Origin of the sequence: Paenibacillus sp. FSL H7-0940, from assembly GCF_037979415.1 — a bacterium.
In the GTDB taxonomy this organism is placed as follows: domain Bacteria; phylum Bacillota; class Bacilli; order Paenibacillales; family Paenibacillaceae; genus Paenibacillus; species Paenibacillus amylolyticus.
Genome location: NZ_CP150280.1, coordinates 1877803 through 1890543 on the forward strand (window position 1 = coordinate 1877803; position 12741 = coordinate 1890543).

12 protein-coding genes are annotated in these 12741 nt (G+C 42.5%); 2 read left to right on the plus strand and 10 right to left on the minus strand.

Features of this window, described 5'->3' with window-relative positions; all coding sequences use genetic code 11:
- Positions 1-512: 512 nt before the first annotated feature.
- Entirely contained in the window at positions 513-1202 is a 690-nt protein-coding gene (locus tag MHB71_RS08365) for an SDR family NAD(P)-dependent oxidoreductase (protein ID WP_100527513.1), read from the minus strand.
- Positions 1203-1359: 157 nt separating this feature from the next.
- Between MHB71_RS08365 and MHB71_RS08370 the strand changes: the two genes are divergently transcribed.
- On the plus strand, positions 1360-1944 hold the full coding sequence (locus MHB71_RS08370; protein ID WP_340029290.1) for a TetR/AcrR family transcriptional regulator: 585 nt from the start codon (positions 1360-1362) through the stop codon (positions 1942-1944).
- Positions 1945-2684: 740 nt separating this feature from the next.
- Here MHB71_RS08370 and MHB71_RS08375 read toward each other — a convergent pair.
- Together MHB71_RS08375 and MHB71_RS08380 are read right to left on the minus strand one after the other, a co-directional pair.
- Complete coding sequence (locus MHB71_RS08375; protein ID WP_076250511.1) at positions 2685-3644, minus strand: L-threonine 3-dehydrogenase; 960 nt, start codon at positions 3642-3644, stop codon at positions 2685-2687.
- Positions 3645-3681: 37 nt separating this feature from the next.
- Positions 3682-4872, minus strand: coding sequence for a glycine C-acetyltransferase (locus MHB71_RS08380; RefSeq protein WP_340029291.1), 1191 nt, complete (start codon positions 4870-4872; stop codon positions 3682-3684).
- Between the two features lie 301 nt (positions 4873-5173).
- Between MHB71_RS08380 and MHB71_RS08385 the strand changes: the two genes are divergently transcribed.
- Entirely contained in the window at positions 5174-5374 is a 201-nt protein-coding gene (locus MHB71_RS08385; protein WP_237175103.1) for a hypothetical protein, read from the plus strand.
- Positions 5375-6036: 662 nt separating this feature from the next.
- On the opposite strand, the gene MHB71_RS08390 is transcribed toward MHB71_RS08385, so the two are convergent.
- The 7 genes from MHB71_RS08390 to MHB71_RS08420 all read right to left on the minus strand — a co-directional run bounded on the left by MHB71_RS08390 (position 6037) and on the right by MHB71_RS08420 (position 12739).
- Positions 6037-6807, minus strand: a complete 771-nt coding sequence (locus tag MHB71_RS08390; RefSeq protein WP_340029292.1) for an AAA family ATPase — start codon at positions 6805-6807, stop codon at positions 6037-6039.
- 173 nt (positions 6808-6980) lie between these two features.
- A complete protein-coding gene (locus MHB71_RS08395; RefSeq protein ID WP_036613899.1) occupies positions 6981-7421 on the minus strand; it encodes a hypothetical protein in 441 nt (146 codons plus the stop codon).
- Positions 7422-7628: a helix-turn-helix transcriptional regulator gene (locus MHB71_RS08400; RefSeq protein WP_036613900.1), complete on the minus strand. Its 207-nt coding sequence runs from the start codon at positions 7626-7628 to the stop codon at positions 7422-7424.
- 320 nt (positions 7629-7948) lie between these two features.
- Positions 7949-8386 (minus strand): Imm26 family immunity protein, encoded by a 438-nt coding sequence (locus MHB71_RS08405; protein ID WP_340029293.1) that lies wholly within the window; start codon positions 8384-8386, stop codon positions 7949-7951.
- Between the two features lie 32 nt (positions 8387-8418).
- A complete protein-coding gene (locus tag MHB71_RS08410; RefSeq protein ID WP_340029294.1) occupies positions 8419-8793 on the minus strand; it encodes a DUF2750 domain-containing protein in 375 nt (124 codons plus the stop codon).
- A gap of 202 nt (positions 8794-8995) precedes the next feature.
- Positions 8996-11044, minus strand: a complete 2049-nt coding sequence (locus MHB71_RS08415; protein WP_340029295.1) for a glycoside hydrolase family 16 protein — start codon at positions 11042-11044, stop codon at positions 8996-8998.
- A 153-nt stretch (positions 11045-11197) separates the two neighbouring features.
- Positions 11198-12739: a response regulator gene (locus MHB71_RS08420; RefSeq protein WP_340029296.1), complete on the minus strand. Its 1542-nt coding sequence runs from the start codon at positions 12737-12739 to the stop codon at positions 11198-11200.
- Positions 12740-12741 lie beyond the last annotated feature (2 nt).

Sequence of the window (12741 nt, forward strand, 5' to 3'; positions counted from 1 at the left end):
AATTCTTATATTCTACAATGAAGTGATCTTTTTTGCGTTGTCTTGTCGCACATATTATTTCTTCTCCTCTGGATCGCAACCATTATATGTCTTCACAAGTTTTTGAGTTCGTAAGCTTTTTCTCGAAGTTCCACCGTCTCACGTTCGTAATACACTTTTCCTTTGTGTTCTTCCATTATTATTTTCCAGGAAAAATGATTTTTTTAATTATATAATAGCGAGCTTTCAAGTTAAATCAACTGCCCGTCAGCTTAATGAATTAACAGGCAAAATAACAATTAGATATTAGCCTAATCGGCAATCGGACTATGTTCTTGTCCATTTCGGTAATCGGTACAATTTCTTGTCTTTGGCTCGGGACAAGAAATTGTACCGAAAAACAAAAAAGCCTCTAAATTAGCGGCTTCTTCATCTCTTTCAAGCGTTTCTTAGCACAAAATATATGCCTAGTTCTCAAGCTCATCTACTTGGTTAAAACTGTATGTTATGACCTGCTGAAATCATCACCAATGTTAAAACAGAATGGTTTCGGGGGTAACCCCCTTAGGATACTCTTCTTCCCATACGTTTTTCTCTACATAGGCCTGGTACCACATCTCTGCAATTACATCCGGATCATTAATTGCGCCGGTACCTGACTCCTTGATCAATAAACCTAATGAGCGGTGGCCCACAAAAATCCCTTGAGCAGACAATGAAGTATGAAGATTAGCAACATAATTGCGTAACCCTGCAAGAGCAATACCGATATTCCCCATCATGGACACAGGGTACATGGCGGATAATCCTGAGGTAAAGAGCAAGGCTCCCTCTTTCCTAGCGAGCATATCAGGGAGAACAGCATTGACGACATGGATGGCACTAACCACATTCGCCTCAAATGCGTCCCTGGCGTTCTCCGCCGTTAACTCCAATACAGAAGTGGGAGGATAATTGCCTGCTGTTGGACTGAATTCCAACACATCAATCTGACCATACTTTTCTTTCATGTTGGTCATAGCCTGTTCAATCTGTTCCTTGTTAAAAATATCTGCTACGAAATAAGATGCCTCGATACCATCCGCTTTCAGTTCATCCACCATATCTTGCAGCTTTGCAGCATTTCTTGCAATTAATGCCACTTGGAAGCCGCGCTTGCCAAAGCTCTTCGCAATAGATAATCCTAATCCCTTACCTGCACCAATAATCGCCAGTGTTTTCATTTATGATTCTCCTTTTATGAATGAGTTAGTGAGTTCAATTGACAGTTTTGATTGTAAAACGTACACTTAAACGACTCAATGGTTGATATTATTCAATATGTTAATTAAACATCACTTTTGATAAATCCGACTATTATTTATGGAGGGGAAGCAAGAATTGGGTAAAGATAAAGTGGATCTGCGCATTCTCAAAACGCGGAAAGCCATTAAAGAAGCATTTCTGAGATTAGTACAAACCAAAGGCTATGAACGAATTACTGTGCAGGACATTGCCAAAGAAGCGATGATAAATCGCAACACATTTTATTTGCACTATGTAGATAAACCTCAATTCATGGAGAAGTTATTTCAGGAAAACGTGGAGAGTTTAAATGCTTGCTTAAGCCTGGAAGTGAGTTCAATTCATGAGATGGATAAAGATATGTTTGCGACCATGTTAAAAACGATTTTCGACGATATTGAAGCCAATATGATATTTTTTAAGACAATGATCACTCAAAATATTTATCCAAACTTCTCCGTTTACTTGAAAGAGGCTTTTAAAACGATCATTTTTTCGGGAATCGGCGATCATCGCTACGATGAGAAGATAAAAATTGGCATCGAATACATGATATCTGGATTGGTAGGAGTAATTTGTCTCTGGATAGTTGAACCGGAGAACTACAGGGTAGATAACTTTATCGAGCAACTGAGTGAAATTCACTATTCTAACATGGTTGACTTGCTGAAGGATACTTGATAATAAACTAGTATGATCTGAACAGAAAGGCTATTCTTGCCGAATCTGATCTGGCTCGACTCCCTGCTTAGATCTGTCAGAACCAGGCAGTCATAGAATAATGTTTGTAGCCGAGAGAGTTCAGGTTGGTAGGATGGCCCGCCTGTTTCACCATACTTTGAATCAACTTGCTTAATGGGTAATTACCACCACTACAAATCAGAATATCCCCGTTAAGTATAAATCCTCACTTACATACAATTGATTTCATTAAACCGAAGATTATTTATAATCCATATTTTGTAAAATTAATCTTAATCCAAAATAGCAAATAATCGGTTGCTTCCTTTATGATGTTGAGCTTGAATGCAGCAAGTGTCTTTTTGTACTTATGAAATTTGCATTCACGATCTTAGGTGGAACCCCTAAGCACATATTCGCGTCCCGATGGTTGGCGCAGATTGATTGGTCTTTACCGGAAAAACGTTATTTCTAATAAAAAAATCGTTATTCACGCGAATTCTTAAATTCATGTGCTTTTTTCTTGACACATGATCTTCATCATGATGCTATTTAGATAGATACCTAATCCGAAATGACACAACGTTCTTGTCCTTAAAACAAAAAAAAGCCGCTGTAATAGCGACTTTAATGGAACAATGTTCTTGTCCCTCGACAATTTCGTTCTGTTTTTGTTTTTATAAGTTCCCCTTTCTTGCTTTTTTTAGCGATGTCACTCTTCGATCGAATTCATAATAACTTTAAGCCTTGCGAAGCATTTGTCTCTCGCTTAGATGTGAAAGCATATCCTTCGTCATGGCCTTCAGGTCGTAGCGAGCATGAAATCCCCATTCTGTTTTCGCTGCCGTCGCATCAATGGAATGCGGCCAGCTATCGGCAATCGCCTGTCTCTTTGGATCAACGTCATAATCGAGGATAAAGCCGGGAAGCTCATCCCGAATCGCTGCAGCGATCGCCTCCGGATCCACGCTCATTGCGGTGACATTAAATGAATTTCGGTGCATCAACCGGGAAGAATCCGCTTCCATCAAATCGATGATAGCGTTCAGGGCATCCGGCATATACATCATGTCCATGTTTGAGTCCTTGGCGATATAAGATGTATATCGGCCAGCCGTCACGGCTGCGTAATAAATTTCCACGGCGTAATCCGTCGTTCCTCCGCCGGGAGGCGTCATATAAGATATCAAACCCGGGAATCGCAGCCCCCTAGTATCCAGGCCGTATTTGTGAAAATAATAATCACAAAGCAGTTCGCCGGACACTTTGTTCACGCCGTACATCGTATTGGGCCTCTGGATCGTATCCTGAGGGGTATTGTCTTTCGGAGTCAAAGGACCAAAAGATCCAATGGAGCTTGGAGTGAAAAATTGGCAGCCGAGCTCCCTGGATATTTCAAGTGCATTCATCAATCCACCCATATTCAAATTCCAGGCAAGCAGCGGTTTCTCCTCTGCGGTAGCCGACAGCAGCGCAGCCAAATGGATGACGGTATCAACTTCGTACCGCTTGGCGATTTCGAACATCGCCTTATCATTCGTCACGTCCAGCAGCTCGAATGGCCCGGATCGGGTAATTTCGTGGGCTGATGACCTGAGATCTGTAGCAATGACGTGATCCGCACCATAAATTTCACGTAATTTAACAACTAACTCAGAACCGATTTGGCCCAGTGCTCCGGTCACCAAAATCTTGTTCATAAGACATTCCTCCCGAAATGTACTCCCGCGAATGCAGCTAAATCAGCTTCATTTCCTTGCCAACTTTCTCATAAACGGAGATCACCTGATCGAGCATCTCCTTGGTATGGGCAGCTGTCGGCATGTTGCGTATTCTTCCGGTTCCTTTCGGAACCGTCGGAAACAGGATTGCCTTGGCGTAAACGCCTTCTTCATAAAGCCGTTTGCTGAACTGTTGGGTGGTTACTTCATCGCCAATGATACAAGGTGTGATCGGCGTTTCGCTTTGGCCTACATCATATCCAAGCCGGCTCAAGCCATTTTTCAAATCATTGCCGTTCTCCCACAGCTTCTCGATCAGCTCTTTGTCATTCATCAAAATGTCGACAGAAGCGCTACAAGAAGCGATTGCAGCCGGAGGTAGCGATGTCGAGAACAGAAACGGACGGCTTCTCAGCTTCAACCATTCGATCAGTTGTTTTTTACCCGCCACATAACCGCCGACAACGCCAATCGCCTTGGAAAGAGTACCAATTTGAAAGTCAATGTGGTCGGACAATCCAAAATGCTTCACGGTTCCCGCACCTGCTCCGAGAACGCCCGAACCGTGGGCATCATCCACATAAGTAATCAGATCGAATTCTTCTGCTATTTTCACGATTTCAGGCAGCTTTGCTATATCACCATCCATGGAGAAAACCCCGTCGGTGATGACCATAATTTTATGGTACTGACCGGATTCCTTCGCATCTTTCGCCTGCTGTCTTAAATCATTCATATCCGAATGCTTAAAGCGAATCACCTTGGCTCTCGACAGGCGGCAGCCATCAATAATCGAAGCGTGGTTCAGCTCATCTGATAAAATCGCATCATGCTGGTCCATTACCGCAGATATAGCAGCCATATTGCAGTTAAATCCCGATTGATACACGATAACGGCTTCCGTTTTTTTGAAACGGGCCAGTTTTTCTTCAAGCTCAATATGGAGATCCATCGTACCATTAATTGTTCTCACAGCCCCTGCGCCTGCCCCGTATGTCTGCGACGCCTTAACTGAAGCATCAATCAGGCGGTGATCTGTTGCCAGTCCCAAATAGTTATTGGAAGACAAATTGATTAAGGACTTTCCGTCGATACGAATAACAGGACCATTTGCACCCTGCAGCGTATCGATGACGTTATATAGACCTTTAGTCTTTAGATCTTCGATGTTCGAACTTAAAAATTGGTCCAATGCTTGACTTGACATTCCATTCCCTCCTCGATATACGTATGTCCTCGTACAGGAGACACATAATTCTCCGGGAAAAACCTGTTATAAAAAGGGTTAGATTGATTTTAATGTATCATCTTTTTATTTTTTTGTACACATGTGGCGGACAAAAAATAAAAAAATCCGCAAAAAAAACATAGCGATTGCTTCCCCCATTCCCGGAAGCAATCGCTACTAAATCTTTGCTATACTTTTTGTTACATTCTATACTAATTCATCATGTATTAAACTATTATTATGCAATGAGAAACTCTATTTCAACCTGTGAGGTGATTTGATGAACAAGATTTTAGCGATCTCGATTTTGGGAATGGGTTTAACAGGTGCTGTTTTAATCATCTCAATTGCTCTGTTGTTTAACCCTCCAATAGGAAGTGTGTTGAAGATGGTTACTGCTGCTTCAACATTATCTTTTATTATATTTGCTGTTTCGGCTTTGATATTTCGTCGGCGATTAGATGATGAAAATAGTGAGTAGTATATTTATACTTCCTCGATTTAGGACGAATGCTTCACAGTTGCAATCCTAACAATGTTTCTGCTTATCTTCAGAAAATAATGAAACATGCATTCCCCCCTACAAGCACCCATGCCAGAAAATAGAATCTTCTGTTTTAAAATATATAGAAGCAGTGGCTTTATATACCTTATTTTTCCATAAAAGTCCAATATAGTTGTACCGTTCTTCCTGTTCGATCCGTTGTTTCTCTGTGTAGAGCGTTTGAATGGTTCTACAAAATCACTTCTACTAAGCCTACAGCATGTAAGATACTCAGCATCACCAAAATTACCGATCGGACTGTGAAAAATAAAAACATCACTTTGCCGGGCAACACCTACTGTTTTCCCTTTATATCCAGGTATGTGATCGCTGACCTGCACTTGGGGCGTCCTAGTCTACGGAGGAGCCCTTTTTCGTGATTTAAATACTCCTACGTAAACATATACAAAAAAGGATCGTTAGCATTTCTGCAACGATCCCTGTCGTCAGTCCGCTAGTTGAAATCAGCAGATGATCAATTTGATGCCTTATTAAGTTTGATTAAGCTAACGTTTCCCGTTAGCTTAATCTCGACAATAGATCGCTTTCTTTGTAACGATCTCTCTTAAGCTTTTAGATTCTATAGGATAGCAGTGGATTTAATCTTGAGTTTCTTCGAATAACTCTCTGAGCATCCTATCCTTGTTATTCACAAACTCTTTCATAATCATATAATGGTCGGTTTCTTCCAATACTTGGACTTCGACACCATCTGGCTTTAGATTGTAAATAATCGAATCTGGATATGCCATAAGGATTGGGGAGTGGGTCGCAATTATAAATTGAGAGTTTTGCAAAACAAGTTCATGGATTCGTGTCAGCATCGCCATTTGGCGAAGGGGAGACAATGCAGCCTCAGGCTCATCCAGTATATATAATCCCTTCTCCCCGAACCGATGAATGAAAGTGGAAAAGAACGACTCTCCGTGCGATTGCTCATGCAAGGACTTCCCACCGTAAGATTCTATAATAGGGCGAGCGAATGATGGTTGGCTGTCCAACTCATCGATCGTCGTGGCTAAATTATAATAACTCTCTGCCCGGAAGAAGAAGCCATCCTTCGGGCGTCGCGGACCTCTGATCAATTGTATATATTCATATAAGCTCGAGTGAGTAGCCTGGGTTGAAAAGGAAAAGTTGATCGTCCCACCCTCCGGGTTAAATCCCCATGCGACAGCAATGGACTCCATCAGTGTTGATTTGCCCATCCCATTTTCACCTACGATATAGGTTACCTTGGGGTGGAAATCAAGAGTATTTAGGTTTCGAATGACCGCCAAATCAAAGGGGTAACGATTATAGGTGGGTACTTGTTGCCTCTTAAGCTGAATTTGTCGTAAATAGGGATGCTGTATTTTAATATAGTTCACTCCCTTTTAAGCCTTTGATCGTTATGCTTACCTTTATTGGGAAACGCTGACTCATGTTAGTCTCACCCTTTATTTTACTCCATCAAACAAATAATACCATATACCGAAAATAACCTGTCCGTAAATCGATATCCGGTAAACATCCACCTCTCTCCACTGCTTTGATCTAAACCTTAAATTTTTCTCGCATAAAACATCCACAGTGCAAAAAATACGATTAAAACAAATAATAAGCAAGTTAGTAAGGTATAGAATATCAAGGGATTAAAGAAACCGGCGATCACGGAGGCAATGCCCATACCAATGAGAATGATTGCTGTGCTGAGTGTGCCGGCTCTCTGGAGTATCATTACACTCCGCTCGTCATTCTCCTCAATATACTGCTTCTTCAGCTCGGCTTCATTATTACTGGCTTTTATATACCTGACGAGGAAAAAAGCGACGGCCACTTCAACCCCGATAAAAGCGCCTGTGTGAAATCCCTTTATAAAACTAGGTAAATCGGGTAGTCCACCTCGGTAAAATATAAGTCCTACATAGATCAATAGGGTAGCAGCCGCTACCAGTGACAGTACGTTTTTGCGAGTTTTTACTTTAATCTTGTACTTGTCCATTTACATTTCCTCCACTTCGCTGAAATCAAAAACATCTTCAATGGCGAGTCCAAAAAAGTTGGCAATTTTGTAAGCAAGAATAAGGGAAGCCGTGTATTTTCCCCTTTCAAGAGAGGTAATGGTTTGCCGGGTAACACCAACAATTCGTCCCAGCTCTTCCTGTGACAGCTTATGCTGCTTACGCAGTTCTGCAATTCTTGTCTTCAAGTGATCACGTCCTTGCAATGTTTACTTTACATTTTTAGCATAGTTCACTTTGCATTATGTGTCAAGTTCACTTTGCATTACTTACATCTGAATGCAAAACAAGCCAAACCCCTCTTTGTAAAAGGAGGGCTTGGCTCGGTTGATTTTGTTTATATAAGATGCCAGAAGAGTGTACTTTAACAGAGCAAATGGTTGAAGCGCTTGGTGTTACCCCTATAGAAACGTATGTAGGCCGTGACTTAATGTTAGTATTGGAAAGTGAAAAAGCGGTTTAAACCGCTACACCTGATCTCTGGAACCATAGATGGTATACTCGTACACTATTTATTCGGGTCTCGGTGCCGCTTATCATCTCCCATTATTCTATCAACAATATGATGGGCTTCCCAAACAGCCGCAATCTCTAATCCTTCGCATTCTTCGCTTTTAGAAGGTCTAATCTCTCCCATATGATAAGTCAAATATTCTCCTGATATCTTATCAATGATACAGGCAGGTGGGGGCCAAGCCTCTTCTTCATCCGGGAACGGACGATTTTCAACGACCCGCCAATCACCTGATTTCAGTACATCATCATATACACCCACGATAAATTGGTATTCTTCTTCTTGAGGTATCTCTTCTATAGAGTCACTTATAAGATTATAGATTGCAATGCTGGTATCTTTAAGCCTTCTCCCAAAGGCAAACTTACCGTTAGGCAAAGGGATAGCGTAGATATCACCCAATTTTATTCGTTTACGTCTCGTATTTTTCACGGTTTTCCAAACTCCTTCGTTGAGGTTTTAAGTTAGTATTTTTCAAGTTCTGTCTTTAAATCCTCAATTAGTATATCGACTTCTAATACAGCAGAATCAGCATTATTTAAGAATATTGAAGGTTTAAAACCCTCTTTTTTTAAATTGGGTAGAAAATCGTCTATGAACTCGTACAAATCCATACTTTTACTTGAGTAAATTTCCCAACCATCAGTTGCACAGTATTCCGCGAATTCTTTCTTAGGCCAAAATGGAAGTAATTTATTACCTGTATCATCTTCAGTAACTGACCAACCATTCTCATAAAGCCCCCACACTTCTTCTGAATCCACTACTTTTTTGATGAAGTATTCATAACGAATATTTGCAGGGAGATTGATGACTGATTCAAATTCTTTCTGATTCATATTTCCTCCTAATGTTCATGTCCTTCGACAAGAGTTGCAGCCGAAGAACTACATTATCAAGTCTAAATTTAAACGACCGATTCCCAGGTAGAAATATTGGGAATCGGTCGTAAGCCAATTATAGAGTATGAGATTTCAGGATCTCCGGTTTGCCCAGCATCTGTTCCATCTGATCTTCATTCGCTCTATCCCAAATCGCAAATTACTGTTCTTTATACACGCGCACATAATCCACTTGCATCGTCGCCGGGATATCGGAGGCGTTTGGGGTACGGCCGCCGTCAAAGTTTCCGCCGACTGCCAAGTTCATAATGAGGTAGAACGGCTCATCGAAAGGTGCATTCGGATTATTCGGTGCAGCTGCGGAATACCACTGCTCGTTAGTGACTTTATAGTAAAACTTGCCGTCTACATACCATTTAATATTGTCCTCTTCCCAGACTACCGAGTATACATGATAATCATTGGCAAAAGTTTGCCCCGCCGGGAAGTGGTAATCGCCGCCCGAATACTGGTTCCCGGGCCATTGTCCACCAAAGTGTATGGTACCGCTTACTGATCCAGGCAGACGGCCTCTCGCTTCCATAACATCAATTTCACCTGATGCAGCCCAAGTGCCGTATACTGAATCTTTTGGAAGCATCCACAGTGCTGGCCATACACCATCACCTGTAGGAAGCTTGGCACGAAAATCGACTCTGCCGTATTTCAAGGACAGCTTATCCTTGGTGTTAATCTTTCCCGAAGAATACTGTGCATACCGATTCGGGTCTTGTGGGAAAGATTTGCTGTCGTTCATGGCTTTGATATTCAGCTTTCCGTCCTGTACATATACATTTTGGGTGCTGTTTGTGTAGTGCTGCAGTTCTGCATTTCCCCATCCCCAAGTACCGGGATCGTTGTTAAGATAATATCCTGTTTCATAGTTCCATTTGCTTGTATCCAGCGTCGTTCCGTTGAATTCATCCTGCCAAATGAGGTTCATGCCCGTGATTGCCGGGTCGGTTGGTGTTCCGAGCGAGATATCCTCTTGATCGGATACATCCGGACGCGGGGCATTTGGATTACCGATGAAGGTATAGTTGACGAAGTTGTTGCCAATATTTCCGCCCGCCTGTCCGTTCAGCGGATATCCGATACGGATCTGCATATTTTCTTGGATTGGCTGGAACCAAAGACCATAGATATAATCGGCCCAGTAACCCCACTGGTCGGCATCGGACATATTGTTATACCCATTACCGGAGTATGCAAATTTGCTCTGGCTGGAGTTACTCAAATCAACCCATTGCCCATTGATGTTAATCTGGTATACGAAGTTGCCTAGTTCCTTGGCGATTGGCGCGCCCCCATCAATTTTGGGAAGCGGAACCCCAATGGAACCATTCGCATCTGCTGTGAAGGTTGTTCCTTCGTATGGCGTAATGACATATGAATTTCTTGTAGGTTCATTAAACGTAATGGTATAAACAAGATTAGCCGAAGAAGTCTTTGATTCTAATTTGACATTGATCGACTCCGTTACGTTAAACCAGTACCCACCTCCGCCATCCGTGAAATGGCCAAAATTGTGATCGTAGATCCAGCCGCTGGCTGCGTTATTGTCAATATCAATCCAAGTGTTGCTGTTTACAGGTTTGACATACACCTTCAAATCATCCGCAACAGCTTCATAAGTGACCGCAGGATTATTGTTGAACGTTGGATATGTAAAGCCTGCACCGCCTGTGAAACTTGCTGTGATTTGTGGACCTTGTGTCGCATTCATCGCTGTGATAGTTGTTTTGTTGATGTTTTGGAATACAAGTTGATACTCCAGTTTAACACCATTCGCTTTGGAGTACAGTTGGATCTCCGTTGTTGCGGAGAGGGTGAACCAATAACCATTGAAGCCGCCATCGCTCCAGTGCCCCCAGTTTTGGTTATAGATATAACCGCCTGCCTGGTCGATATCAACCCAGTTGTTGCCCACTTTTACATTAACGCCTACATCACTGTAAACATCATTCCATGTCGCGGAGCCTCCATTGAACTTAGGCATAACAAATCCGTAGCTGGCCTTGCCAACCCCCGATTTTGAAATAACAGGCCCGTCTACTGGTGAGAAGTACTCCATTGAGGTTACGGTAGTTCCCGCTGCCTGAACCTTTGAAGTTGGCAGTATGCCAATACTAGCCAGCATCACAACCACAAGGAACATACCGAGTACCTTTTTCATAAACCGTTTCGCCGTAAAGTGAGATGGTTTCATAATTGTCCTCCTTTAATAGAATAATAGCTTTTCCCAATCCATGTGCATTAAGGAAATCGCTTACATGAAGGGATATCTTTATTCTATCGAATAGGTTAATTCGCTGAAAAGGTACAATTGTTTTTGTGGTATCCCATTTTTTTGGCTTTTGATTCAATCTGCCTTCTGCCGCATCATCTGTCGGTACTCTGTGGGTTGGATCTGCATCACAAGTCGGAACGCGCGTGTAAAGCTTTTGTAGCTTTCATATCCAACCATAGCAGCCACCTCAACAATTTTATGATCGGTTTCGGCGAGAAGCCGCCGCGCTTTATCCAGACGCACATCTCGTAGGTATTCAGCAAAACCTTTACCAATATTCTTCTTAAACAGATTTGAAAAATAAGCATAATTAAGCGATACATGATTGGATACCATCGCGAGGTCCAGCGGTTTGTGGTAACTCTCGTGTATAAAACGAATGGCTTCATTTAGATCCTGCGAATGGCGATAGCTGCACTTATAGTCATAATATAACTGATTCAGCCGAAGCAGCTGCTGTTGCAGTGCTTGTATATAATCACGCATCCCTTGATAATCAAAGAGATTACGCAATGATTCAAGATCCAGCACTTCTTCCCCCATATAAGGGTGGATAACTCGTTCGTATTCCTCCATCATCTGAACGGTGGCGGCGCAGAGCTGTTGGGTATAGCGAATAGGATAACGTTGCAGCACCTTTTTGTGAAATATTGCAGAAATACCCTGAGTAATTGTTCCGCTGTTATCTGTTCCAATCGACTGGAACAGTTCATATAAGTCTTCATAGGGAAGTTGCCACTGCTGTTCCATATGCTCAATATGTGCTGGGAAAATACTATACTGATCAGGAAACAGGTAACTGTGGCGATAGAGCTCAAGCACTTGGGTATAGCTGTCGGGTAGTTCTTTTAACCCCTGAATCGGGTTAGTCATGGCCGTTATGACATTGATCTTTCCTTCCTTGAGCGCTGCAGGCAAAACAGTTGGATCTATGGACGCATCCACCGCAAGGATCAGGTATGGGCGATGTTGCAGGCAAATACAACCTTGTCTGCCAAACACACGATAAGCAATGGCTTCCATGCTATGGGCGCTGCTGGCTCCGGGCTGGTTCATGTAAACTTCTTCCCGCAGCAGGGCTAGGCGATAATTACGCCATAACGCATCATTTTGTTCCTCAATCTGAAGGATCCATGCGTCATCACATAACGCACCTTGCATAAACATTCTTAATTCTTTACGATCGGTCTCTTGGGCAAGACGGGATACACGCTGCATATTATGCGTAAGTGCCTGCTGTGTCTGGATCTCTTGCCATACATGCTCCAGGGAATGTTGCAGATCCTCTCGCTTCAAAGGTTTGAGCAAGTAACCCTTTGCCCCAAGCCCGATCGCTTTTTGGGCATATGTAAAATCACTATAACCGCTGATAATGAGGTATTCCACATCCCTGTATTCCTCTTTGGTTTGAGCCATGAGTGCCAACCCATCCATATCTGGCATCATAATATCGGTAATAACGATGTGAATGCAATGCTGCCGCAATAGGGACAGCGCCTCAATCCCACTCGCGGCACAGTATATGTTGTTCAGCTCCAGAGGAAATTGATGCAGCATGGCCTGCAGGCCGTCACGAATGTGTTTTTGATCGTCCACAATCAGGATATTAATCATGC